Genomic DNA, 26,071 nt, shown 5'->3' on the forward strand with positions numbered 1-26,071 from the left:
TACGATTCGAAGTCGAAAATCACTTCGAGTTAGTTGAAGTTTATGTGACTCAGCCAAGTGGCTCTATTGCGCGACGCCTAATTAATCGCAAGGGTTACCGGAACACGCTACTGGAGAAAGTTGAACTTGCCGTAGCGGTTGATGTACATCGACGTAAAGTCGACGGTGCAGGTTTTCAACAATCCAAGTCGCTTGAGCGCTTGGCAAGATTGCTTGACCAACTGGGGCAGGCCTGCCAAGAGTTTACCGCTATCAATGCTCTGAAACAGCTCCCAGACAAGTCACGTAAAGAGTATGCCAAGCTGATTCGATCGATAGGTAAATCATTGAAGTTGGTGATGATTAATGTCGATGATGCAAACACTCGACAAGGCCTGAAAGTCGGTCACCGAATTCCCAAAATAACCGCCCGCTTAACCGCTGCTTTCGAGCCTGGCGCTTCGGGCATGCGTAACCACGCCGTAGTGGATTTTCAACTTCACCGCATGATTCATCTACTTTCGGAGCTTGCCGACGCCCTACTCTCCGCCAACTTTGGCCCCGCCGTACGCTTACAAAACTACAAGCAGCTGCAAAACGCCGCTCACGTAATGACCGCCCAGAGTGACGATTTTACCGTTGAGCGGCTGGCGCTTACCCGCAGCGGCAGCACCATCGCTACCCTTAAAGCCGAGCACGCCACCTCTGGCAAAATGATGGCAGTCTACAAAGAGGGGGAAAGTCAGAAAGTAATTGAAGAGCTTTACGGGGTAGACCAATGGAAACGGATCTACCCCAAGGTGGCGCCCACGGTGCTCTCGCATCATGTCGAGCAGGGGGATGAGCTGGGTTCGATGGTGATTGAACACCTCCCCGGCCGTACGCTTGAATCGCTGCTGTTAAACGGCCAGTGGAAATCGGCCAAGCAACTTACCCGCACACTCCAGCGGACGTTGAGAAAAATCTGGAAGACGTCACGTACCAACGAATCTGCTCAGCCCGAGTATATGCAGCAGTTGCGTAAACGGATGCCGGAAACCCGCCACACTCACCCCAGCCTGCTTAGTACGGGCCAGCTAATTTGTGGACTGTCTCGACCAAGCTTTGACCAGTTGATCGATCACGTTGAAAAGCTTGAGCAGCACATCCGGGCACCGTTTTCAGTTCTGATCCACGGTGACTTCAACGTCGACAACATTATTTATGACGAATTCAAAGACCGTATCTATTTTATCGATCTGCACCGAGCCTCTTACTCTGACTATGTTCAGGACTTATCAGTACTCATGGCATCCATTTATCGGCTGCCCATTATGGATGTTTCCCCACGGGCCGAGTTAATGGCATTGATCCGACAGCTATATCAATTTGCGTGTCGATTTGCCAAAGACAATAAAGATACAAGTTTTGATGCGCGTCTAGCCATTGCATTAGGGCGCTCCTTTGCGACATCCACGCGCTTTATTTATGACAAAAGCTTTGCCAACCGACTCGCGCTAAGAGCGAGCTATCTGCTAGAAGCAATCACACTTCTGAACCCTGAAGAACTTGAGAACTACAGGTTTCCCCTAGAGGACATTTTTAATGACTAAAAAGCGGATTGCAGTTATCGGGATACCTGGCAAGTGGTCAACCGAAGTTCTTGCAAATCACTTGGAAAAGCACACCGGCTTCCGCTGCATCGTCGATATGTCTGAAGTAGTGCTAGAGCTAGAGACAGGCAAGCTACGCTACCGAGACATTGTTCTCAACGAGCTTGACGGGGTGATCATCAAAAAAATAAGCGAAACGTACTCCCCTGCTGCAGATGATCGTTTGCGGATGCTTTACAGCCTTGAAGCGGCTGGTGTGCGCTGCTTCAGTAGCCCAAGCGAGGTAATGCGTTTGATTAATCGTCTTGAGGGCACTGGCGCATTGGCCGCGGGCGGCATTGCTCTACCATCAACACGTGTTACAGAAAGTATTGAGGCTGCATTAAAGGCCATCAAGGTGTTCGGAACAGCAATCCTAAAACCACTCTACTCGACCAAAGCCCGAGGCATGGTGGTGTTAAAAGCGTCCGATGGTGTCGCGACCAACACCCAAAAGTTGAATAAGTTTAAGTCTAAACATGGACTTTTTTATCTACAGAAATTCGTTAACTTAGGTGGTCAGGACTTAGGCATGGTCTTTCTGGGCGGCCAGTATTTATGCACCTATGCCCGTGTTGCCAGTGGCGATGCATGGAACACAACGATACACAGCGGTGGAAAGTATCAAGCCTATGAGCCAAGCCAGGAACTGATTGAGCTTGGCCAAAAAGCCCAGTCATGCTTCACGCTAAGCTTTACCACCGTAGATATTGCATTGACCGATGAGGGCCCTGTGGTATTTGAGGTTTCGGCCTTTGGCGGATTTAGCGGCGCGTTAAAAGGCTGTGGCATCGATGCCAGCGAAAAGTTATGTGATTATGTCCTTAGCCAACTTGAAGCAGAGGCCGCCGAATGACCCATCTGTTTGATGAGAAGCAAATAATGCTGGCTAAGGCTGCTTGTCTCTACGAGCTGCCGTTGGTGTTCCACGGACTAACACTGCATGTCCTGGCTGATAATCCAGCTATTCTGGACTATCTTAAGCAGTACTACGCCAGCTTGACGGCAAGCTCCTCTCCTCACTCGCTCTCCCCTCACACGTTCCCTCCTCACACTGAACAGCGGATATTCCTGCTCGATAGGCAGTTTGATACCAGTGGGATTGAGTGGGTGCCCGTTAAGCGCAACAAAGTCAGTCCTCTTGGCCTAAAAGAAGCCTATGTGGATACACCGAAAGGACGCTGGATACATAAAGTACGTACGGGAATGGTGCTATTCCAGTCGTTAACCGACCCGGTTGCGACTGGCGATTTAACCCAACATCGATCTCAAGTAGTCAATTTTATAAACAATCAGTTTCTTAATTATCATCAGCGTGACGGCTACCTATTGGGCCACGCATCAGCCTTTGACATTAATGGCAGCACCACCGCCATTGCCGCAAGCTCAGGTGGCGGTAAATCGACGTTAATGCTGAAAGCGCTGGAGAGTGAAAAAGCGTGCTTTCTCTCTAACGATCGGATTTTATTTAAGCCACAAGAGGGTCAGGTCAACGTTATCGGTGTCGCCAAACACCCACGCGTTAACCCAGGCACGCTGCTTAACTCTGAACGCTTGGTTGCGCTGCTTACCAGCGAGGAATGCGCCAAGTTGGATCGCATGCCGAAAAGGCAGCTGTGGGATCTTGAGCAAAAATATGATGTGCTGATCCCCAACGCCTACGGCGAGAACAAAACAGCTATTTCCGGAAATCTACGCAATCTGGTACTCCTTGACTGGTCCTTAAGCTCACTGGAACCCACACGCTTGAGCAGTGTGGATAGCGAGAAAACGCCGGAGGCACTTGAGGGTTTACGCAAAAGCCCAGGAGCATTTTTTCAGCAGGCGGATGGCCATTTCCCTCCCGAACAGACTCAATCTGTCGAGACCTATGCCGATAACTTACGGGGCGTTCAGGTGCTGCGCCTTACCGGCAGCATAGACTTTGAGCGTGCCATTGAACTACTGCAAGCCAAAGGCATTCTCTGATGGTGGCACTGGCCCTAATCAGGCATGGTGAGTACGCACAACGGGCGGACACACCCAGCGCTCTACAGCCTTATCCGCTGACCGATAAAGGGGCAGCAGACGTTAGACAGCAAGCTCGGCAATTCGGCGAGTGGCTATCTACGTCAGGCTACCAACTGAATAGCGAAATACACTCCTCGACACTGTTAAGAGCCTGGCAAACAGCTGAGATCTATCGCGAAGAGCTAGCAACACTCTTTACAGATCCCCCCTGCTCACGCTGCTTCTCAGCCCTTTGTGAACGCAGTGTTGGAGCGCTGGCTAACCTCAGTGTTAAGGAAATAGAAAGGATTGTTGCCCAGGATCCTCGCCTAACGCCCTTACCAGAAGGCTGGAAATCAGCCAGCCACTTCAAGCTGCCTTTCGAGGGTGCTGAGTCCCTGATCGAGGCAGGCGAACGAGTCGCGGCGCACTTAACGGCACTTTTAAAGACACCATCACGATGCGCAACGGATAACCGACTACAGCTGGTTGTTGGCCATGGCGCATCCATACGTCACGCTAGCTATCATTTAAATGTCATACACTTCAGCGATATTAAGCGGTTAAGTATGTTTTACGGACACCCCGTCGTTTTTGAGCAACAGGCGGAAGGCTGGAACCGATTGTATGGAAACTGGAAGCACCGGCACTTGACAGACCCAATCGATTAAAAGGTGGCGACTTATAAGATGGCGACGATGACCGCGTTGGACTTTATTCCGAAGGTAAGCAAGCAACCGTATCATGATGCTATCTTGGCGCGCCTGCCGACAGATTGGGTCCCCTGGCCTAATGACCAAAGCTCGGTCAACCATGATGATGCGTTGAGCACCTTTCTAAAGCGCTCACGGAAAAGTTGCTTTGCCTGGCCCAAGCAGCCTGTCGTATTTATCTCCGACCCTCACGCCGATGCCGAGGCTTTTGAGGCCTCATTAATTGCCGCAGGAGTGATTGAGCGGGATGGACCGCACCCGTGTGAATACGAGCTGACAAAGTTCGGTACAAAAGCGGAAATTGTGGTGGGTGGAGACTGCCTGGACAAAGGGCCGAGCAACCTGACGATGCTACGCAGTTTAGCTCACTTATACCGCCTCAACGCGAACATCACCCTGCTTGCCGGCAACCATGATTTACGCTTGCTCATGGGGCTACTATCCCTGAAACGCGAGACAGATGCCGGAAGCCAGCATCTCTTTGTTCGCATGGGCAAGAAAGTGGTTCCACTGTTCAAAGAAGTCTTCGACCAGTACTTAGCCGATACTCAATGGGACAGGGAGATACCTTCTGAGGCTGCATGCCGTAAAGCCCTTTTTCCAAGCGAGGCGTGGTTCGAGAACTTCCCTTTCTATGCCGCAGGTTTTCTTACCCCTGAAGGTATCGATCGTGAAATTAGCAAGATGGAGAGCAAAGCCCAGAGTTTTGAGGCACATTGCGCAAAAGTCGACCTATCACTCCAGCAAGTCTACGCGGCTGCCATGAAATGCCGCTCGCTGTTCCTAAAAGAATCAGGCGAGTTTGGCTGGTTTTTTCGCCGGATGCAGCTCGTAAAGAAGCGTGGCTCATTTCTGTTCCTGCATGCTGGTCTTGACGACAAGATGGCCGAACTACTCGCTAATCATGGCGTAAAGCATGCCAATCAAGCCTTCAAAAAGAACCTGTTGAGCCAAAATTTATTCAGCTTTTATTATGGCTCACTCGCCAATACCTTCAGAACGAAATATCGCAAAGTCGACCTACCCCTTACCCCGTACGGTGCCAACGTTGCTCGCCGGGCGGGTATTCAAGTACTCGTTCACGGTCATATCAACCAGCACTTTGGGCAACGAGTAACGCTTAAAAACGGTCTCATCCATATCGAAGCCGATATCACTCTGGATGCTCACTCTAGAAAAAATGAAGGGCTAGATGGCCAGGGTGTCGGAGTAACACTCATTGATAAAAAACGCGGTGTTATAGGCCTTAGCTGCGATTACCCCCAGGCAAAAGTGTTCAAACCCAACCACAAAGGAAAACTGGCGGGAGCTAACTAAATGAAGTCAAAAACTAAGTTCAGCCACGACTCACTACTGGATCGTCAGTCAACCCAAGCGCTTTTGGTCACTCTGGCAAATGCCATCAAAGAAGGCGAGTTAGCCTTTCAGGAAAGTGGCGATGACCTAGTGCTTTCACCTCAACAGCTATTGCAAGTTTCCCTGCGGGCAAGCGATGAAGGCGATAAACAGGAAGTGGAAGTGAAGATTAAATGGCGCACCAAAGAGAAAAAAATTTCCGATACACCGCCAAAAATCAAAACCAGCGCTGGAAAACAGTAACCTCATCAGCAACAGGATGGCCTGGGCCTTCGCACAAGGTACGCTGGATAGGGTTAGACATTAGATTCATTTGAAAGGCACTTCATGGCCAGCACACCACCATGCCGCTCCATATCCGCCGCCAGCTGTAGCAGTTGCTTATCCTCACCCAGGCGCCCTACCACTTGCACCCCAACGGGCAATCCATTGGCCGCCACATGGAAAGGTACCGACATAGCAGGCTGACCGGTAAGATTCGCCAATTGCGTGAACGGGGTGCGGCTGAGCGCATCCACCGCCAGGTGCTTTAACACCCCTGCTTTTAGTGCCAGCGCTGATGCACCAGGAACCGCTAACAGAGACATTAATCGCTCGCGAGCCGCAGAGGGGTACAGCTCGCCTATTTTGGGAGCAGTATCCGCGGTTACCGGCAACACCAGGGCGTCATAACGCTGGTGAAACTGGCTCATCTGCTCGGCAGCCTCGTGCCAATAGCGCTTGGCTAGCTCGTAATCTTTCGCCGAAAGCTTAGCGCCCAGCCTGCCAACGGCGCGGGTAGATGGCTCAATGGCTAACCGATGCACCGGCACACCGATTTGCTGGCTTACCCACTGAAGGTCAGCGGCTAAATGGCCAAGGTAGAGCGTCAGGTAACTATCGGCCAAGGCATCGCCATCAACCAGTGGCTCACACCACTCCACCTCATGCCCCATGTCGGCCAGTGCCTTGGCGGCCTTCTCAACCGCTATTTTCACATCGGTACTTAATTGGGTATCCAGTCCGTAACTTAAAAAATTACCCAGCGACACAGCGATGCGCAGCGGCTTAGAGGAGGCTGACAAGGCATCCACATAGCCCGTTTCCCGCGGAACGGGGTAAGGCCCAGAAGGCGCCATGCCGTTAATCTGTTCTAGCAACGCTGCACTATCGCGCACGCTACGGGTGATGGCATGCTCGACCACCGCGCCCTGCCATACTTCACCGTGGGCAGGCGCTAACGGCACCCGCCCGCGAGAAGGTTTAAAACCGAACAAACCACAATAACTGGCGGGAATGCGGATAGAACCACCACCATCGCCTGCCAACGCAATAGGCACCATTCCGCTAGCGACCGCCGCTGCGGCACCACCGCTTGAGCCGCCTGGGGAATAGCCCTTTCGACATGGGTTTTGCGGATGGGGAAATGCCTTAGGTTCTGTAATCCCCATTAGCCCTAATTCCGGCGTGGCCGTTTGCCCCACCACCACTAACCCTGCCGCCCGCACACGCTGAATAATCAGCGAATCTTGCTTAGGGCACCACGCTGATAACGATGCACTTCCGAACGCCAGCGGCTCGCCTGCTAGTGCCATCAATAAGTCTTTACTTAGCGTGGGGACACCCGCAAACACCGAGTTTTCCAACACGTGGTCACACTCATGCTTTGCTTTTTCAAAGCGTGTTCGAACCACTGCATGAAGAGAGGGGTTAAGCGTTTCAATCGCAGCCACTGCCGCATCGAACACCTCCGCTTGGCTTACCTCTCGGCGGCGAATCAGCTCAGCAAGGCCAGTAGCGTCAAACGTTTGGTAATCCTCAAGATGCATCGCATTAACTCCACTGATTAATAACGACGCTTTACGCACACCCAACGTCGTTTAATGTCAATTTTCATCACGCTATTTAGCCATACTGAAGCACGTTACTTAGAACCACTCTCAAGGAGCGGCCAATGAACCGCAACGTTATTTTAACTTGCGCTGTTACCGGCGCAGGCGATACCACCGGCAAAAACCCACATGTGCCGATCACACCTAAACAAATCGCTAACGACTGTATTGCCGCAGCGAAAGCCGGTGCCAGCGTTGCGCATATCCACGTTCGTGACCCTGAAACCGGCGGCATCAGCCACTCTCTCGATCATTTCCGCGAAGTAATGGAACGCGTACGCGAAGCGAACGTGGATATTGTCATGAACATTACCGCTGGCGGCGGCGGTGATTGGATTCCTGACGCCCAGGACCCCACACGCGGCGGCCCCGGCACGGATATCCAGACGCCCGCCCAACGCCATGAGCCAGTCGGTGAGCTTTTGCCCGAACTCTGCACCCTAGACTGCGGCAGCCTCAACTTCGGCGACATGGTCTACGTAAACCCTGCCGACTGGCTACGCGAGCACGCCCGCCTGATGCAGGCCGCTGGCGTCAAGCCAGAACTGGAATGTTTCGACCTGGGCCACGTTTGGTTCGCACGCCAGCTACAGCAGGAAGGACTGATTGACGGTGATCCTCTTTATCAGCTTTGTTTAGGCATTCCCTGGGGCGCTGAAGCCGACACAGAAAGTATGCTAGCGATGCGTAATAAGCTGCCAGAAAATGCCCATTGGGCAGCCTTCGGCATCGGTCGCCACCAGATGCCCATGGCAGCTCAAGCGGTACTACTAGGTGGCCATGCCCGCGTCGGCCTGGAAGACAATCTCTTTCTCAAAAAAGGCATCCTGGCCACTAACGGCCAACTGGTAGAGCATGCCGCCACGCTAATTGACAACCTGGGTGGCCGAGTAATGACACCCGCAGAAACTCGTGTGCACCTCAACTTACGGGATCCGCATAGCAAGCACTCCTCCGCGCCAGCTACAGAGGGTCAAGCATGAGTCAGCAGCTATCGGTTATAGGCACGGGCGTTATTGGCAATGGCTGGATCGCGCGCGCTCTGGCGCAGGGCTGGGATGTCGTGGCCTTTGATCCAGACCCTGATGCGCCACTGCGTACTCGCGCCTTCGTTGAGAATGCCTGGGGATCTTTGCAGCGCCAGGGTCTTGCCGAGGATGCCAGCCCCCAGCGGCTGCGCTTCGTGGAAAGCCTTGAGGCAGCGGTTGAAGGCGCCGACCTGATCCAGGAAAACGTACCAGAGCGACTCGCGCTAAAGCGTGAGATACTTGCCGCCCTGGATGCCGCTGCAGCTCCAGATGTCTTGATCGGATCATCAACATCCGGCTTCAAGCCCACCGATTTGCAGCATGCCTGCACACGAGCACCGGGACGCGTGATCGTCGCACACCCCTTTAATCCCGTTTATTTACTGCCGCTCGTGGAACTGGTGGGCGGAGAAGCCACCACGCCTGACGAGTTAGAGCGTGCCCAGGCCCTCTACCAAACACTCGCCATGCGCCCGCTGGTCGTGCGCCGAGAAATAGAGGGGCATATTGCTGACCGCCTGATGGAAGCGCTCTGGCGTGAGGCGCTGCACCTAGTCAATGATGGCGTTGCAACAACCGAAGAGATAGATGCCGCCGTCGTCTACGGCTGTGGTTTGCGTTGGTCACTAATGGGCACCTTTCTCACCTTTCATTTGGCTGGTGGCGAGTCAGGGATGCGCCATATGCTTGAACAGTTCGGTCCGGCGTTAAAACTACCGTGGACAAAGCTTGAAGCTCCCGAGCTTACCAACGAGCTTATTGATCGCGTGGTAGAAGGCTGCGAGCATCAAGCCGCTGGTCGCTCAGTGGCCGAGCTGGATCGCCGCCGTGATGACTTTCTGGTGGAACTGCTCGGCTTAGTACAAAAATATTGGCCTGAAGCCGAAGGTTTGGAAGGACGTATCTAATGATTATTTTACAAAGCCGCGTTGCCTCAGAATGGGTCGACTACAACGGCCATATGAACGACGCCGAATATGCCCGGGTCTTCTCACTGGCAGTAGAAGAACTCATGGAGCATATCGGCTTAGATAGCGCAGGCCGAGCATGCTACGGCTACACGATCTACACCCTTGAGACGCATCTTTGTTATCGCCGCGAGGCCCACGAAGGACAGCCACTCAGCGTGGAGCTGACCCTGCTGGATCACGATACCAAACGCCTGCATGTTTTCTTCAAGCTACAGGATGAGACAGGCAACCTACTTGCCACCAGCGAGCAGATGCTGATGGGCATTGACATCAATACCGCTCGCCCTGCGCCTTTCCCTGCCCCCGTTGAAGAAGCCATTGCAGCTCTACCCCAAGCTCAGCCTTCGGCCTGGCCAGAGTTGGCCGGCCGCACTATTGCCATACGGCGATAACGACACGGCAAAACCACATAACAAAGCAACACTAAAAAATAATGAGAACCGTCCATCAGTGCGGACGGCTCACCGGGATTGCCGGCCCGACGTCCGGCCCAAGAGGACAAGCATATCGCTACGCCAACTTCCCCTCACCGACCCACGCCGCCTTCGCATAACAACTCACCCAAGGCCGAACTCAGTACAGACTACATGGTGACAGAGCTCGCCCAAGGCGGTTTCTTCCAAGGCATGCACAAGGGAATGACGCTAACCGCTAGCGGCCTAGTGCTGCTCTTCGTACTTTTCACCGGGCTTGGCTCAGATACAGCGGGCAGCGTGTTCGGAGCAACTCGCGCCTGGATCGAGAGCACGTTTAGCGGGTATTACCTAATTACCGTCATGCTGCTACTAGCAGTCTGCGCCTTCATTGTCTTCAGCCGCTATGGAAGCGTAAGGCTTGGCACTGACGACAGCCGCCCAGAGTTCAGCAACTTTGCGTGGTTCTCGATGCTCTTCTCTGCAGGTATCGGCATTGGCATCCTGTTTTTTGGCGTCGCTGAGCCCGTGTTCTACCTTGACGATACTGGCGCCTTTGGCTATCCCAACAACCCTCATGCCGATATGGCAGGTGCCGCCGCCATCGGTCACGAGCGCGCTATCGATGCGTTACGCGTCACCGTTTTTCACTGGGGCCTTCACGGCTGGGCCATCTATGTGATTGTCGGTATGTCGCTGGCGTATTTTGCTTATCGAAAAGGGTTGCCGTTAGCACTGCGCTCGGCGCTTTATCCTTTTATCGGTGAACGCATCTTTGGCCCTATCGGCCATCTTTTCGATATCCTCGGGGTGCTGGGCTGCGTCTTTGGCGTCGCTACGTCGCTGGGGCTTGGGGTTAGCCAAATGGCCGTTGGCTTAGAACGGCTAATAGGTGTCGACCCAGGGCTAAATACCCAGTTAATACTTATCGCGGGTATTTCAGTTATATCAATACTCTCAGCCGTATCCGGCGTACGCGGCGGTATTCGTCTTATTTCCGAGATGAATATCTGGGTGTCCCTAGTGGTCGTGAGCATTTTCCTGATTGCAGGCCCCACGTTGTGGCTCATCATGGCATTCGGCGAAACCATGCTCGACTACGCTATCAACTTTATTCCCATGGGACTTTGGTACGCTGATGAGGAAGGAACCGCCGCTTGGCAACAAGGTTGGACAATCTTCTACTGGGGCTGGTGGCTAGCCTGGGCTCCCTTTGTCGGTCTTTTCATCGCGCGAATTTCTAAAGGCCGTACGCTACGCGAGTTTGTATTGGGCGTTCTGTTAGTGCCAACCCTGATCATCTTTATCTGGTTGATCATTTTCGGTGGCAACGCCATGTATCAGGAACTCTACGCTGCGGGCGGCCCTGGCAGCGCCGGTATCATCGAGCTGGTTAACGCTTGGAACCTACCCTCAGCACTGTTTGCCACGGCTGATGGCATTGTTGGCAGTGGCACGTTTGGCTGGATACTCTCAGCCATGATGGTCTTTCTGCTAATGAGCTGGTTTGTCACCTCTTCAGACTCCGGCACATTAGTGCTGACCACCATTTTATCGTTAGGTGACAATGAACCGCCTAAACGCTTCCGAGTGTTCTGGGGCGTGGTGATTGGTTTAGTGGCGGCGGTACTGCTGGTTGCCGGTGGTCTTACGGCGCTGCAAACAGCCCTTATTGCAGCCGCCCTGCCACTCAGTGTTGTAGTGCTAGTGATGACGGCTGGTGTGCTGATTTCGCTGTTCCGCGAAACGCTCGATGCACAGCGCAGAAGGCGTTGATCTAACCATCCCGATGACATCAGGCGTGCTTAACGGCAGCGCCTGATTGCCAGCGAGAAAGCATCAAACCAACCCAGTAACGACTGACGGGTGACGCCGCTGATGGACATTAACACTTTTATCGCCCGCTTCGGTGCGGGCTTAAAAGATATCGAAAATGACGCTTCTGCAGTAGCACGCCAGCGCTACGACCAACTATGCCAAACGTTTGCACCGCCTAATCCGTCAGGCATGACAATCACTGACGAAGCGCGGGAAAACATCGTCATTCGACACTTTATCCCTGCATCCGCTCAGTTTGGCCAAGTGCTATACATTCATGGAGGTGGGTTTACCCTGGGGTCTATCGACAGCCACCATGGGGTAGCAGCAAACCTAGCAGAGCAGCTAAAGCGTCACGTTATCAGCATTAGCTACCGCTTAGCGCCCGAGGCGAGCTACCACAACATGCTAGAAGACTGCTTCAAGGTTGCTAAAGCCATAAAGCCCATTGCAGTAGTCGGTGACAGCGCTGGCGGTCGCATAGCCATAGATTTAGCCCCCTTACTGCATCATTCTGTGCTGCTAGGACTCATCTATCCGCCGGTCGGCAAACTAAATCAGCAGACGCTGGGAGCCAATGCGCCGTTACTTAGCCGACACGATGTTTTGTCGCTCATTGGCTACTGCCCATGGATTGAAAACCACGTCGATACATTTCCACCCAACATGCAGATTGAGGTTCTTGCAGTTGAGCACGACCCTTTAACCGCACCGCTCGAAAAAGCCATTGCGGACTGGAGGAACAACGGTATGCCGGTAGGCTATCGCTGTGCAAAAAACATGGTTCATGCGGCATTGCATGCCCACGCGGACCTGCCTGAAATGCAAAGCGCTTGGCAAGATTTTTGCCAAGCGCTTAACAAACGGTTAACGCGAAATATTGGTTACTGGTAAGTCGAACGTACCGCCTGTATCGCTGGCTGCCCATCTTTAGTCGTCACGCCATCCAGCCATGTCTCTACGGTGTCTAAATTAGCACTAATCCACTCAGACGCTACCTCGTTGGCGGGACGATCCTCATAGCTGTAGTCATGCACCCACGCGTTTTGATCCTCAATATCCACTACATACTGTGAAAGAAAACGATGCAGCTGGGGATCATCTTCAGCCATATTGGCCGGAACGATAGTCCAAACCGTGCTCTCAATTTGGGCAATGCCCGCCTGATCGGCATCATCCAGATAAGCTATGTCGAAACTGACGTTCATCCAGTGGGGCTCCCAACCAACAAAGGTCACCCACTCTTCATCCGCCATCTTTTGCTCTGCCTGCGCCAACATAGCGGCGGTGGAGCTTTCACGTAGACGCCAATCTCCTAAACCTGCAATGTCATTATCAATAGCCGCCAGAATGGCGGTATTAATCCCGGTGCCCGCCTCGATGCCCTGAACTTCACCACCAAAGCGGTCACGGTAGGCGTCCAGGTCGGCCACCGATGTTACACCGGCATCGTAAACGTACTGAGGAACCACCAGGCCAGAGTTCGCCCCCTGGATATTGGAGACCACTTTTTCAATTTTATCATCAGCCACCAGAGGCTCTACCATATCGGTTTGTACCGGATACCAGCCGCCCAGATAGACGTCCACATCGTTGCGCGCTAACCCCTCAAGAATCACGCTTACGGCCAAGTCACGCTGACTTGTTTGATAGCCCATCGCTTCCATCAGCTGCGCTGCTACTTCAGATTTCACGGTGACGCCTGGCCAGGGAGGAACACCAAACCGTACTTCATCAAGGTCGGCTGCGGCGGGCCCTGACAACGCAAGCGCTGCCACCCCAGCGGCGCTAAGTGCTGACATACCCTTAAAACCAACAAGTGCGTTCTTCATTATAATGTCCTCTTTTGGCAATATACCGCACCAAGTTTGACGACTAGACAACAATGGAAACGACACAAAGCGACATTATCTACGCGTAAAACGACAGAGCTGCGTCGTACATCGCTCAGTTAGCGGCCCTGTTGGCGCGCCTCTATCGGTGAGCAGCCAAAGCAAGCACGAAACGCTCTGGCAAAGCTCGAACTAGAGCTAAAGCCGCAGGCTACCCCTATGGCGAGTACGCTCATATCAGTTTCAATCAGCAAACGCTTTGACCGCGCCAAACGAAGTGACAAATACCACTGGCGCGGTGTTTGATGAAGGTGATCCTCAAACAACCGCTGCAGCTGACGAGATGACACACCGCTTCGGCGTGCAATCTCAGCCAAAGCAAGAGGCTCCTCTAAATGTCTTTCCATCAATGCAACGGCTTCCACTAAACGCCGGTTATGAGTGCCTAACCGCTGCGCTAACGACATCCGTTGCTGGTCGCTGCGGCTACGTAACCGCTCATGAATAAGCTGTTCCGAGACATCGACGGCTAATTTGCTCCCGTGACGTCTGGCGATGACGGCTAAGGCCATATCCACGGCTGCGGCACCGCCCGCACAGGAAAAACGCCGCTCCCCGATCTCAAATAGCTCGTCGGTGGTTTCAATCGTTGGAAAACGCTCACGAAAGACCGGCAAGCTCTCCCAATGCAAGGTGACCCGCTCACCTTTCAATAACTGGGCAGCAGCTAATATAAACCCTCCAGTGTCCAACCCACCCAAGGCACATCCGGCTTGATCAAGCCGATGCAACCACGAAATAAGTGCTCGGCTTAAATGGTCTTCAGGCTCAAAGCCGCTACACACAGCCAACGATGGCAGGTCGAGACCACCTCCCATAGCCTGATCGACTAATAGCGTCATGCCATTGCTTGCAGTGACAGGCTCACCATCACGACTAAAGAGCGTCCACTCAAACAGCGTTTGGCCGCTGATCCGATTGGCTATGCGTAACGGCTCTACCGCAGAAAAAAATGCCATCATTGAAAAGCGCGGTAATAATAAAAAACCAACGCGCTCTGGCAGTGATCCAGAATAGTTTAGGCGCAAAATAACTCCTAAAATAAGCGCTTTCTTATCGATGCTGACGATTACTAAACGAATCAGGCAACGCCAATGAATCCGCGTACATAATACACGCCCAACCAGCAACAGGATGCCTTGGGCCTTTGCACAAGGTACACTGGAGATGGTTAGACATTAGATTCATTTGAAAGGCACTTCATGACCAGCGCTCCCCCACTTTATCTGCAAATACAGCAGCACCTGTTAGAGAAAATCCAGGGCGGTGCCTGGCCAGCACACCACCAGATCCCTCCCGAAGAGCAACTTGCCCGAGATTTTGGGGTAAGCCGAATGACGGCTAATAAAGCGATTCGTGATCTCGTCCATAAAGGCTACCTAACACGCCAGCCTGGGTTAGGTACCTTCGTGACAGATCGCAAGGCAGAGTCATCCCTGGTCGAGGTCTACAACATTGCCGATGAAGTGCGCTTCAGGGGACACCATTACAGTAATCACGTACTGGTATGCGAAGCCATTGAAGCGGATGACGAAGTCGCTTTACGGCTAGGCGTTCGCCTAGGTAGCCGCGTGTTTCAAACGCTGCTGGTACATTTGGAAGACGACACGCCTATTCAGCTTGAAAACCGCTATGTTAACCCTCGCTGGGTACCCAACTACTTAACCAGTGATTTTTCACTGCACACACCCAATGAAGTATTGGTAGCGGCCTGCCCGATTACTGACGTAGAGCACACTGTCGAAGCCGTGCTTGTCGACCAGCAAACTGCCGATTGGCTTGCTATTGATACCGCCACCCCCTGCTTGAGCATGGTACGGCGCACGTGGTCAGGCGAGCAGCTCATCAGCTATGCCCGCCTACTGCATCCAGGCGACCGCTACAAACTGCGCTCCTCGGTGCATCGCCAAGCGTCATAATTCTTTTCGTTGCATTGACGTCTATTACTCACACCAAATGTATATACATAAAGCCGAACAAATACATAGACATTAGTCTAACTAAACAAATCATCAACATTGCCAAAAAAATGTAATAAATTGATTTGTATATAAAAATATAAAAACAATTATTTTTCACTTTACCGCTATCTGACATTTCTCTACTAAGCATCTTGACGAGGAAGCGCTTATTGATCTTAATTGTATATACATTAAGATTTTTAAGGAGCTCCTCATGCCGAATGCAACGGATCGTCGCCTCTGGCGCGATATCAGCGTCTTCGATGGCTTGCGGACATTGCCCGACCGCATGGCCGTTATTACCGAAGGGGCACACATCATCGCCTTGTCGCCCATGAGTGAGTTCGACGAGCAACTCGCCAATAACTGCACAGAGATGGGCAGTGGCGGTGTGATGACCCCTGGTCTTGTGGACTGCCACACCCACCTTGTCTTTGGCGGTTCTCGGGCTGAAGAGTTTGAAGCGCGGCTTGAAGGGGCTAGCTATGAAGAGATTGCTAAACGCGGTGGCGGCATACTTAGTACCGTTCGTGCCACGCGCGAGGCTAGCGAAGATGAGCTGCTAAGACTCGCTAAACCGCGTCTTGAAGCACTGATTGCCGACGGCGTTACCACCGTGGAGATTAAGTCTGGCTACGGGCTTACCGTCAAAGATGAACTCAAGATGCTGCGTGTCGCGCGCCGTCTCGGCAAGATGCTGCCAGTCAACGTCGTCACGACGCTGCTGGGCGCCCATGCCCTCCCCCCAGAATACAAAGATGACAGCGACGGCTATATCGATCTTGTCTGCCAGGAAATGATCCCTGCAGCAGTGGCTGAAGGCCTGGCAGATGCGGTTGATGTGTTCTGCGAAAAAATCGCCTTCTCAGTGGAACAGTGCGAGCGAGTGTTTGCAGCCGCCGAGGCCCACGGCCTACCCATCAAGGCCCACGCCGAACAGCTCTCTAACCTGGGCGGAACGGCCATGGCCGCACGCCACGGAGCCCTATCTGCTGACCACATTGAGTACCTGGATGACACTGGCATCGCTGCCATGCATGAGGCCGGTAGTGTGGCGGTAATCCTGCCCGGTGCTTTCCATACCCTTCGTGAAACGCAACAACCGCCGATTGCGGCGCTGCGCAGCGCAGGCGTTCCAATGGCAGTGGCTACCGACGCCAACCCCGGCAGCTCCCCACTGTTTATGCCCACGCTAATGCTCAACTTGGCCTGCACGCTGTTCCGCCTGACTCCCCAAGAGGCACTGGCGGGCATGACAGCCCATGGGGCAACTGCGCTAGGCCTATCGGGCAAAGGACGCATCCACGAAGGTGCAGAAGCCGACCTCTGCGTATGGGATATCGATGCACCCGCCGAGCTCGCTTACGCCGTACAACCAGGACGCCTTCGTCAGCGCATGTTCCAGGGAGTGCTTACCCATGGCCATTAACAGTGAAGCCACTGCCACTGAGCTCGACATGTCACTCTGGACAGGCCGAACAGACCCTGAACCCAACAGTGAGCGCTGGCATCAAAAGATCCAACCGCTCAGCCCAGCGGCAGCGCCGGGCTGTGCTTTATTAGGTTTTGAAAGCGATGCAGGTGTGGCCAGAAACCAGGGGCGTACCGGTGCTGCGCAAGGCCCTTCGGCACTGCGTAAAGCGCTGGCACCGCTGGCGTGGCACCGCACAGGCCCAGCCTATGATGCGGGAAATGTACGCTGCGAAGGCGATGCCCTAGAAACCGCCCAACAAGCCCTCGCCGATCGATTAGCAGCGTTGCTTAAGGCTGAACACTTTCCCGTTGTGCTAGGTGGCGGCCATGAGGTGGCCTATGGCAGTTGGCTGGGGCTTGCCCAGCATCTCGCTGATAACGGTGAAAAAGCACCACGCATCGGCATTATCAATTTTGATGCCCACTTCGATCTTCGCGATCCCTCTCATGTTCGCTCTTCGGGCACCCCCTTTACGCAAATTGCTGATGAATGCGCCAAGCGCGGCTGGCCGTTTCGCTACGCCTGCTTAGGCGTAAGCCGCGCTGCCAACACGCGCGCGCTGTTTAACCGTGCTGCACAACTCGGCGTCATGGTTCGTGAAGACAGGGACTTTCAACCGGCCCACCTTGAGTGCATTCGGCGCGACCTGGAGCGCTTCATGGTGCGTTGCGATCACCTCTATCTGACCATCGATCTGGATGTACTGCCCGCTGGGGAAGCCCCTGGCGTTAGTGCTCCCGCCGCTCGCGGCGTCTCACTCGCACTGATTGAACCACTGATTGAGACCATTCGCGACAGCGGCAAGCTGCGTTTAGCTGATCTCGCCGAGCTAAATCCAGATCACGATATCGATAGCCGTACGGCCCGCGCGGCAGCACGAATTGTCTTTCAGTTGGCGCTCGACACCTAGCGCCCGGATTCGTTAATCCATCTATTACTAGCCCTTTAATAACAAACCGATGACTCAAGAGGAGTTTCGCCATGTCCACTAACGACAAACGTCACGACGCATCCCGTAAGATTGCTGCCCCTACCGGTAGCCAGCTCAGCTGCAAAAGCTGGCTGACCGAAGCCCCGCTGCGCATGCTAATGAACAACCTTCACCCTGACGTGGCTGAACGCCCCGAGGACTTGGTGGTGTACGGCGGCATTGGCCGCGCCGCGCGTGACTGGGAGTGCTACGACAAAATCGTTGAGACTCTGCAGCGCCTGGAAGATACGCAAACCTTGTTGGTGCAATCCGGCAAACCGGTAGGCGTATTTGAAACCCATAAAGACGCCCCGCGGGTACTTATTGCCAACTCCAACCTGGTCCCCGCCTGGGCCAACTGGGAGCACTTCAACGAGTTGGATCGCAAAGGCCTAATGATGTACGGCCAGATGACTGCAGGCTCATGGATTTACATCGGCTCTCAAGGCATTGTCCAAGGCACCTACGAAACCTTTGTTGAAGCGGGCCGCCAACACTTCGACGGCAATCTAACAGGCCGCTGGGTTCTCACTGCAGGCCTGGGTGGCATGGGTGGTGCTCAACCGCTCGCCGCTACCCTGGCCGGTGCCTGCTCGCTGAATATCGAGTGTCAGCAAACCAGCATCGACTTCCGCCTGCGCACGCGCTATTTAGATGAGCAAGCAGACGATCTCGACGATGCGTTAGCGCGTATCGAACGCTACACTGCCGAAGGCAAAGCCGTCTCGATTGGCCTGTGTGCGAATGCCGCGGATGTATTACCCGAACTGGTCAAGCGTGGCGTGAAGCCCGACATGGTCACTGACCAAACCAGTGCCCACGACCCGCTACACGGCTACCTGCCTGCAGGCTGGACCTGGGAAGAGTACGTGGCACGTGGTAAATCCGAACCACAAGCCACCGTAAAAGCGGCCAAGCAGTCGATGGCCGTGCATGTACAAGCCATGCTCGACTTCCAGAAAATGGGCGTGCCCACTTTCGATTACGGCAACAATATTCGCCAAATGGCTCAAGAAGAAGGCGTTGAGAATGCTTTCGACTTCCCTGGTTTTGTACCGGCCTATATCCGCCCCTTATTCTGCCAGGGAATTGGCCCCTTCCGCTGGGCCGCGCTTTCAGGCGACCCGGAAGACATTTACAAAACCGATCAAAAAGTCAAAGAGCTGATCCCCGACGACCCGCACCTGCACAACTGGCTGGATATGGCCCGCGAGCGCATCAGCTTCCAAGGCCTTCCGGCACGTATCTGCTGGGTCGGCCTGAAAGACCGTGCGCGTCTTGGCCAAGCCTTCAACGAGATGGTCAAAAACGGCGAGCTTAAAGCACCCGTCGTGATTGGCCGTGACCACCTGGACTCCGGCTCCGTGGCAAGCCCCAACCGCGAGACCGAGGCGATGATGGATGGCTCCGATGCGGTCTCCGACTGGCCGCTGCTGAATGCCCTGCTTAACACCGCCGGTGGTGCGACCTGGGTCTCGCTACACCACGGTGGCGGTGTCGGCATGGGCTATTCACAACACTCCGGGGTGGTTATCGTCGCCGACGGCACCGATGATGCCCACGCACGCCTTGGCCGCGTGCTGCGCAACGACCCGGGCACTGGAGTTATGCGCCATGCCGATGCAGGCTACGACATTGCCAAACAATCTGCCCGTGAAAACGGCCTCGATTTGCCGATGCTGAAGAGCTAATTCAACAACTTCAAGGAGCACTCATAATGACCCATCTCGATATTCAGCCCGGCAAAATGACACTGGCGCAAGCGCGCCAGGTCTTTCAATCCCCCGTCACGGTTAGCCTGCCAAGCAGTGCCGACGAGGCGATCCAAAAAAGCGTCGATTGCGTCAATCGGGTAGTTGAGGAAAACCGCACGGTCTACGGTATTAACACCGGGTTTGGGCTGCTTGCTCAAACACGTATCGCCGATGAAGACCTGGAAGCACTGCAGCGTTCGCTAGTGCTTTCTCATGCCACCGGCGTGGGCGCTGCGATGGATGACAGCCTTGTGCGGCTGATCATGGTGCTTAAGGTTAACAGCCTGGCACGCGGCTTTTCCGGTATTCGTCGTGAAGTGCTTGATGCCCTTATCGCATTGATCAACGCCGAGGTGTATCCGCATATTCCGCTCAAAGGTTCTGTGGGTGCGTCAGGTGATCTCGCGCCACTGGCCCATATGAGTGTGGTACTGATTGGCGAAGGCAAAGCACGCCACAAAGGCGAGTGGCTCAGTGCCGAAGAAGCGCTAAAAGTCGCCGGTCTTAGCCCGATTGCACTAGCTCCGAAAGAGGGTCTCGCGCTGCTCAACGGCACCCAGGTGTCAACGGCTTACGCGCTACGCGGCCTGTTCGATGCCGAAGACCTCTATGCTGCCGCCACGGTTTGCGGCTCACTGACAGTTGAAGCCACCCTAGGGTCGCGCTCACCGTTCGATGCGCGCATTCATGAAGTACGTGGCCAACGTGGCCAGATCGATGCGGCGGCGGCCTACCGACATTTACTCGGCGAGAGCAGCGACATCGGCAACTCCCACGCCAACTGCGATAAAGTACAAGACCCTTACTCCTTGCGCTGCCAGCCGCAGGTGATGGGCGCCGCGCTCACCCAAATTCGCCATGTTGCCGACGTATTGGCGATAGAAATCAACGCGGTGTCTGATAACCCGCTGGTGTTTGAAGATACCGACGACATCATCTCCGGCGGCAACTTCCACGCTGAGCCGGTGGCAATGGCTGCTGATAACTTAGCCCTGGCAATTGCCGAAATGGGTTCGCTAGCGGAACGCCGCATCTCGCTAATGATGGACAAACACATGTCCCAGTTGCCGCCCTTCCTGGTCGAGAAAGGCGGTGTTAACTCTGGGTTTATGATCGCGCAAGTGACCGCGGCAGCGCTTGCCAGTGAAAACAAAGCGTTAGCGCACCCGCATAGCGTTGATAGCCTACCTACCTCGGCCAACCAGGAAGACCACGTCTCCATGGCACCGGCAGCGGGTAAACGGCTATGGGAAATGGCCGATAACGTGCGTGACATCCTTGCCATTGAGTGGCTCTGTGCCTGCCAAGGGTTGGATATGCGCCACGGTCTAACTACCACTGCGCCGCTGGAGCAAGCAAAGCAGTTACTTCGTGAGCACGTTGCCCACTACGAACAGGATCGCTTCTTTGCGCCAGACATTGAGGCGGCCAGCCAACTCCTCGCGAAACGCCACCTCAATCGTCTGGCACCCGCAGGCCTACTGCCCAGTCATTGACTCTAAGCACATGAGCACAGCCAACGCGATAGATTCTTCACCCAACAAAGCGGGGTTCCAACTAATGAAAATCCTCGTCGCGGTCAAACGCGTCATCGACTACAACGTCAAAATCCGGGTCCAGCCAGATCATAGCGACGTCGACCTCACTAACGTCAAGATGGCTATGAACCCCTTCTGCGAGATCGCTGTGGAAGAGGCAGTACGACTGAAGGAGCGCGGCGTGGCCACCGAGGTTGTGGTCGTGAGCATCGGCCCCAAAACCGCCCAGGAGCAGCTGCGTACCGCCCTGGCATTAGGCGCTGATCGAGCCATTCACATTGTGTCTGACAAACGCATCGAATCACTGGCGGTGGCCAAGCTACTCGCCAAAGTGGTGGAAGAGGAACAGCCGGGACTTGTTATCGTCGGCAAGCAAGCCATCGATACCGATAACAACCAGACAGGCCAGATGCTCGCTGCCCTAACTGGCCTGCCTCAGGGGACTTTCACCTCCGAGATAATTATTCAAGATGATAAAGCCAGGGTGACACGCGAAGTTGATGGCGGTCTGCAGACCATCGAACTGGTGCTCCCGGCCATCATCACTACCGATCTACGCCTTAACGAGCCACGCTACGCCAAGCTGCCGGACATAATGAAGGCGAAAAAGAAGCCGCTGGACACCACAACCCCCGAGGAAATGGGTATTGACGTTACTACCAAGCTAAAACTGATCGGGGTAGCCCCGCCAACTGAGCGTGAAGGAGGAATCAAGGTGAGCTCAGTGGACGAGCTGATCGACAAACTCAAGAATGAAGCCAAAGTGCTTTGAAAGGAGCTAATTTTATGAGCATTCTTATCCTGGCCGAACATCACAATGGCACCCTGGGTAGCGCTACAGCCCATGTGGTCGCAGCTGCAAAGGAGATCGGTGGCAATATCGATATCCTGGTGGCCGGTGAAAACGTCACGGCTGTGGCTGAGTCAGCCGCCAAACTCGACAATGTCAATAAGGTGCGGGTTGCCGATAACAAAGCATATGCCCATCAACTTGCCGAACCGCTAAGTTCGCTGATCTGCGAGCTCACTAGTGATTACAGTCACGTGTTGGCGGTGGCCTCCACCACAGGCAAGAATGTGTTACCGCGTGTGGCCGCACTAAAGGACGTCTCGCAGATTTCCGAGATCATCGCGGTGGACTCCACCGATACCTTCAAGCGTCCAATCTATGCAGGCAATGCCATCGCCACCGTACAGAGCGACGATGACCTTATAGTCATATCCGTGCGTCCCACTAGCTTCGATGCAGTTGGCGAAAGCGGCAGTGCCACCATCGAAGCAGTCAATTACGTTGCTGAAAACGCAAAATCCACCTTCGTTAAAGAAGAGATAGCACAGAGCGACCGCCCCCAATTGGACGCTGCCAAAGTAGTCGTTTCTGGCGGCCGCGGCATGGGCAGCAGTGAGAGTTTCAAGCTGCTTGATGGAGTCGCCGACAAATTAGGCGCAGCCATCGGCGCATCACGAGCTGCTGTTGATGCAGGCTTTGTGCCCAATGATATGCAGGTGGGACAGACCGGTAAGATTGTCGCTCCTGATCTGTATATCGCCGTGGGTATCAGCGGAGCGATCCAACACCTAGCTGGCATGAAGGACTCCAAAGTGATAGTGGCAATCAATAAGGACGAGGAGGCACCAATTTTTCAAGTCGCCGACTATGGGTTTGTAGGCGACCTCTTCGAGGCGCTGCCGGAACTGCATAACAAACTATAGCGGCGGGTTAATTCACCCAAGCCATTACGCGGCCATAGGAGAAATACAAGTAACGCCCCCTGCAGCAGAAAAGCACTGGGGTAGAGCGCATATCCCCAGACAAACCAATAACGTCATCAATATGTTAACAAGAAGCCAATAACAACGATGGAGACACATAATGCATAACTTGGAAGCCGCAAAAACGAATCAGGGCGGGTTATGGAAAGCTGCTATCGGCAGCTTAATCGGTATTTTGTTTTTCTTTTTACCCATACCGCTGGATGACGGAACGAGCAAAATCCCTCTAGTCATTATCATCAATGCAATCAAAGGTGGCATGGGGGGAGCCGTCAAATATATGACTCTCGCACTTGCACTAATATTGGCAGCGACCTGGATCCTATCCCTAATAATGCCTAATTCGAAGATGGCTAGGTATCACAAAAAAGACGGCGTCATGAATGGCATTCTTTTCATGTTAAGCGCCTTCTTTGCCATATTATTGGTTTTTGGCATTGGACCAGACTGGTTGCTTCACGATGATGTTGGCGGCCTATCCCTATACTTAGGTGGCTCGGTCTTCATCACGGTACTGGTAGCGGGTTTCTTTGTACTTTTTCTGACAGAGTTTGGTTTTTTAGACTTCGTCGGCACCCTCATGGAGCCATTGATGCGCCCACTATATCGCCTACCTGGGCGTTCAGCGGTGGATGCCATTGCCTCCTTCGTAGCTGCTCCAGCGGTTGGTATCTTCCTGACTAACAAGCTATATACCAGCGGCTATTATAACCAACGGGAAGCTGCTGGCATCGCAACCAATTTCAGCATCTGCAGTCTCGGCTTCTTCGCTCTGCTGGCTACCATCGGAGGTATCACCGAGTATCTTCCTCACATGATCCTGGTCTCGTTTATTATTAACTTTTCGCTTGCTGCCGTCATGATGCGCATTCCGCCTATCAGCAGGAAAAAAGACGAGTACTACGACAAACAAGCAGAGGATCTAATCGAAGAGGATGACAACGGCGTTAAAACAAGCCTGTTGGCAAAAGCTACCAGCCGCGCCTCTCTGCGAGCAGCGGAAGCTAACAAGGAAGATCTCCTCAAAGGCTTTTGGGCCGCAGCAACCTTTGCACAGAAGATACTTGCCTATGTTCTTAGTATTGCCACTGTCGCACTGCTTGTTGCCACCTACACACCGATCTTTGACTACCTAGGCTACCTCGTCGAGCCCATTATCCAACTGACACAGCTACCAGATGCTGCCGCTATCGCTCCCACGATACTGATATCGATTGCAGAGATTGCACTACCTGCAATCATAATCGCTGGTGTAGATAATATAGATCCGATGAGCGTGTTCTTTGTTTGCACCCTCTCCACCGTACAGATCATTTTCTTCACAGAAAGCGCCAACGCGATGCTCGAGTCCAATATTCCATTAACTGTTCTCGAACTGGTGGTTATTTTCTTGATCAGAACGGCCCTAGCGATTCCGCTAGTCGCCATTGCGACGCACCTAATCTTTTAATGCTGTAAAAAGCATGGCCATCCGCCACTATGTGAAGGAGATAAAAAATGGAAACGGTATCTCGAGAGGAACTTCTTTCAACCCTGAGAGAGCACCTTGGTGCAGAACTCCTGAATGGCGATGACATTCCAAGCCATTATTATAGCGACTGGACTGGCCATGCCCCCTGTCAACCACTTGCCTTATATCGCCCGACCACCACGGAGGAAGTGGCACGCTGCCTTGAACTGTGCCACCGCTACCGAGTCCCAGTCGTCCCCCAAGGGGGACTGACTGGCCTAGCGGCAGGCGCCGAACCTACAGCGGATGCGGTTGCCTTGTCGCTAGAGCGTCTAACAGGGCCTATCGAGATCGACGAGGCGTCTGGAACCTTAACCAGTTGGGCTGGGAATACCCTAGAAGCCGTGCAACAAAAGGCTGAGCAACATGGTTGGCGATATCCGGTGGACTTTGGCGCTCGTGGTAGCTGCCAAATTGGTGGCAACATCGCCACCAATGCCGGCGGGCACGCAGTCATCCGACATGGAATGACACGCCAGCAGGTTCTGGGATTAGAGGTCGTGCTAGCCGACGGGCGTATTCTCAACCTGCTCAGTCCAATGATCAAGAATAATACCGGCTACGATCTGAAACACTTCTTTATCGGCTCGGAAGGGACTCTAGGAATTATTACGCGCGCTGTGCTGCGACTATCGCCGCGCCTTGGACATACAGAGACAGTCCTCTGCGCACTCCCTAACTATGCGTCCACCCTAAACCTGCTCGCGCGCCTACGCCGTCCTGGATTGGAGATCGAAGCCTTCGAGGTCATGTGGAACTGCTTCTATACTATGAGTTGCGATTGGCTTCAGAAAATGCCTCCTATAGAGACACACCACGCTCTCTACGTACTTTGCGAAGTCGAAGGGAATGCAACTTTGGTGGAGGAAGCACTAGCGGAAGCCATGGAAGCCGGGGAGGTAATCGATGCCGTGCTTGCTTCCTCCGAGCAACAAGCACAGCAACTTTGGGAGATTCGCGAGGCAACCGCCGAATTTCCCGTCAAGATGTCACCGATCAACTTCGACATCAGTCTTCCGTTACCAGAGATTGGCCATTTTGTTGAATCAGCTACCGCGGCCATCCTCAACGAGTGGCCTGCTGCAAAAGTGGTCAACTTCGGCCATATCGGCGATGGCAACTTACATCTAACAATCGATGCGCGCTCTTTACCCGATCAGAATAAAGAAACGGTGCTTGCTGCAGAAGCCATCGTTTATCGCTTGGTTGCCAACTATGCCGGAGCGATTTCTGCCGAACATGGTATCGGCGTTTTGAAAAAAGCCTTTCTACATCACAGTGTGGATGAGCACGCTCTTAGTGCCATGCGCAGCATCAAGCAGAGCCTTGATCCAAAAGGTATTCTTAATCCCGGTAAGATTTTCGACCTACCTCGGGACGCTAGCGATTTTTCATAAAATGACGATTTGAATCATTACAACTAAATTATC

The 26,071-nt window shown here is 53.7% G+C and carries 23 protein-coding genes; 20 read left to right on the plus strand and 3 right to left on the minus strand.

Features of this window, described 5'->3' with window-relative positions; genetic code table 11:
• Window positions 1-44 precede the first annotated feature (44 nt).
• The 6 genes from NDQ72_13015 to NDQ72_13040 are packed head-to-tail and all read left to right on the plus strand — an operon-like array spanning window position 45 to window position 5,911.
• The gene (locus NDQ72_13015; protein ID WKD26987.1) at window positions 45-1,571 is read left to right on the plus strand and encodes an aminoglycoside phosphotransferase family protein; all 1,527 of its coding nucleotides are present in this window, start codon (window positions 45-47) and stop codon (window positions 1,569-1,571) included.
• Complete coding sequence (locus NDQ72_13020; protein ID WKD26988.1) at window positions 1,564-2,466, plus strand: GAK system ATP-grasp enzyme; 903 nt, start codon at window positions 1,564-1,566, stop codon at window positions 2,464-2,466. The genes NDQ72_13015 and NDQ72_13020 overlap by 8 nt, the downstream gene beginning before the upstream one ends.
• A complete protein-coding gene (locus NDQ72_13025) occupies window positions 2,463-3,578 on the plus strand; it encodes an HprK-related kinase B (protein WKD26989.1) in 1,116 nt (371 codons plus the stop codon). The genes NDQ72_13020 and NDQ72_13025 overlap by 4 nt, the downstream gene beginning before the upstream one ends.
• Window positions 3,578-4,270: a histidine phosphatase family protein gene (locus tag NDQ72_13030; protein ID WKD26990.1), complete on the plus strand. Its 693-nt coding sequence runs from the start codon at window positions 3,578-3,580 to the stop codon at window positions 4,268-4,270. Before NDQ72_13025 ends, NDQ72_13030 begins: the two co-directional genes overlap by 1 nt.
• Before the next feature lie 18 nt (window positions 4,271-4,288).
• The gene (locus NDQ72_13035) at window positions 4,289-5,629 is read left to right on the plus strand and encodes a metallophosphoesterase (GenBank protein ID WKD26991.1); all 1,341 of its coding nucleotides are present in this window, start codon (window positions 4,289-4,291) and stop codon (window positions 5,627-5,629) included.
• The gene (locus NDQ72_13040; protein WKD26992.1) at window positions 5,630-5,911 is read left to right on the plus strand and encodes an amphi-Trp domain-containing protein; all 282 of its coding nucleotides are present in this window, start codon (window positions 5,630-5,632) and stop codon (window positions 5,909-5,911) included.
• 53 nt (window positions 5,912-5,964) lie between these two features.
• Here the strand turns inward: NDQ72_13040 and NDQ72_13045 are convergent, their stop codons facing one another.
• On the minus strand, window positions 5,965-7,476 hold the full coding sequence (locus tag NDQ72_13045; protein WKD26993.1) for an amidase family protein: 1,512 nt from the start codon (window positions 7,474-7,476) through the stop codon (window positions 5,965-5,967).
• A 125-nt stretch (window positions 7,477-7,601) separates the two neighbouring features.
• Between NDQ72_13045 and NDQ72_13050 the strand changes: the two genes are divergently transcribed.
• The 5 genes from NDQ72_13050 (at window position 7,602) to NDQ72_13070 (ending at window position 12,663) form a co-directional block, all read left to right on the plus strand.
• Entirely contained in the window at window positions 7,602-8,522 is a 921-nt protein-coding gene (locus NDQ72_13050) for a 3-keto-5-aminohexanoate cleavage protein (GenBank protein WKD26994.1), read from the plus strand.
• Window positions 8,519-9,475 carry an L-carnitine dehydrogenase gene (locus NDQ72_13055; GenBank protein ID WKD26995.1) on the plus strand — a complete coding sequence of 319 codons (957 nt, stop codon included), beginning with the start codon at window positions 8,519-8,521 and terminating at the stop codon, window positions 9,473-9,475. The genes NDQ72_13050 and NDQ72_13055 overlap by 4 nt, the downstream gene beginning before the upstream one ends.
• Window positions 9,475-9,930: a thioesterase family protein gene (locus NDQ72_13060; protein WKD26996.1), complete on the plus strand. Its 456-nt coding sequence runs from the start codon at window positions 9,475-9,477 to the stop codon at window positions 9,928-9,930. Before NDQ72_13055 ends, NDQ72_13060 begins: the two co-directional genes overlap by 1 nt.
• A 195-nt stretch (window positions 9,931-10,125) precedes the next feature.
• Window positions 10,126-11,727 (plus strand): BCCT family transporter, encoded by a 1,602-nt coding sequence (locus NDQ72_13065; GenBank protein ID WKD30396.1) that lies wholly within the window; start codon window positions 10,126-10,128, stop codon window positions 11,725-11,727.
• A 102-nt stretch (window positions 11,728-11,829) separates the two neighbouring features.
• On the plus strand, window positions 11,830-12,663 hold the full coding sequence (locus NDQ72_13070) for an alpha/beta hydrolase (GenBank protein WKD26997.1): 834 nt from the start codon (window positions 11,830-11,832) through the stop codon (window positions 12,661-12,663).
• On the opposite strand, the gene NDQ72_13075 is transcribed toward NDQ72_13070, so the two are convergent.
• Both NDQ72_13075 and NDQ72_13080 read right to left on the minus strand, forming a co-directional pair.
• Window positions 12,654-13,601: an ABC transporter substrate-binding protein gene (locus tag NDQ72_13075; GenBank protein ID WKD26998.1), complete on the minus strand. Its 948-nt coding sequence runs from the start codon at window positions 13,599-13,601 to the stop codon at window positions 12,654-12,656. The genes NDQ72_13070 and NDQ72_13075 overlap by 10 nt on opposite strands.
• A 119-nt stretch (window positions 13,602-13,720) precedes the next feature.
• Window positions 13,721-14,689, minus strand: coding sequence for a GlxA family transcriptional regulator (locus NDQ72_13080; protein WKD26999.1), 969 nt, complete (start codon window positions 14,687-14,689; stop codon window positions 13,721-13,723).
• Window positions 14,690-14,863: 174 nt separating this feature from the next.
• On the opposite strand from NDQ72_13080, the gene hutC reads away from it, so the two are divergent.
• The 9 genes from hutC to NDQ72_13125 all read left to right on the plus strand — a co-directional run bounded on the left by hutC (window position 14,864) and on the right by NDQ72_13125 (window position 26,038).
• Complete coding sequence (gene hutC / locus NDQ72_13085; protein ID WKD27000.1) at window positions 14,864-15,580, plus strand: histidine utilization repressor; 717 nt, start codon at window positions 14,864-14,866, stop codon at window positions 15,578-15,580.
• Between the two features lie 256 nt (window positions 15,581-15,836).
• The gene (gene hutI / locus NDQ72_13090) at window positions 15,837-17,051 is read left to right on the plus strand and encodes an imidazolonepropionase (protein WKD27001.1); all 1,215 of its coding nucleotides are present in this window, start codon (window positions 15,837-15,839) and stop codon (window positions 17,049-17,051) included.
• A complete protein-coding gene (gene hutG / locus NDQ72_13095; protein ID WKD27002.1) occupies window positions 17,041-18,006 on the plus strand; it encodes a formimidoylglutamase in 966 nt (321 codons plus the stop codon). The genes hutI and hutG overlap by 11 nt, the downstream gene beginning before the upstream one ends.
• Before the next feature lie 71 nt (window positions 18,007-18,077).
• On the plus strand, window positions 18,078-19,757 hold the full coding sequence (gene hutU / locus NDQ72_13100; GenBank protein ID WKD27003.1) for a urocanate hydratase: 1,680 nt from the start codon (window positions 18,078-18,080) through the stop codon (window positions 19,755-19,757).
• Window positions 19,758-19,783: 26 nt separating this feature from the next.
• Window positions 19,784-21,316 carry a histidine ammonia-lyase gene (hutH, locus tag NDQ72_13105; protein ID WKD27004.1) on the plus strand — a complete coding sequence of 511 codons (1,533 nt, stop codon included), beginning with the start codon at window positions 19,784-19,786 and terminating at the stop codon, window positions 21,314-21,316.
• A gap of 64 nt (window positions 21,317-21,380) precedes the next feature.
• Entirely contained in the window at window positions 21,381-22,130 is a 750-nt protein-coding gene (locus tag NDQ72_13110; protein WKD30397.1) for an electron transfer flavoprotein subunit beta/FixA family protein, read from the plus strand.
• Window positions 22,131-22,144: 14 nt separating this feature from the next.
• Window positions 22,145-23,071 (plus strand): FAD-binding protein, encoded by a 927-nt coding sequence (locus tag NDQ72_13115; protein ID WKD27005.1) that lies wholly within the window; start codon window positions 22,145-22,147, stop codon window positions 23,069-23,071.
• A gap of 160 nt (window positions 23,072-23,231) precedes the next feature.
• The gene (locus NDQ72_13120) at window positions 23,232-24,581 is read left to right on the plus strand and encodes a hypothetical protein (protein ID WKD27006.1); all 1,350 of its coding nucleotides are present in this window, start codon (window positions 23,232-23,234) and stop codon (window positions 24,579-24,581) included.
• 47 nt (window positions 24,582-24,628) lie between these two features.
• Complete coding sequence (locus NDQ72_13125) at window positions 24,629-26,038, plus strand: FAD-binding oxidoreductase (protein ID WKD27007.1); 1,410 nt, start codon at window positions 24,629-24,631, stop codon at window positions 26,036-26,038.
• Window positions 26,039-26,071: the final 33 nt, after the last annotated feature.

It is taken from the genome of Halomonas sp. KG2 (assembly GCA_030440445.1).
Classification (GTDB): Bacteria; Pseudomonadota; Gammaproteobacteria; order Pseudomonadales; family Halomonadaceae; genus Vreelandella.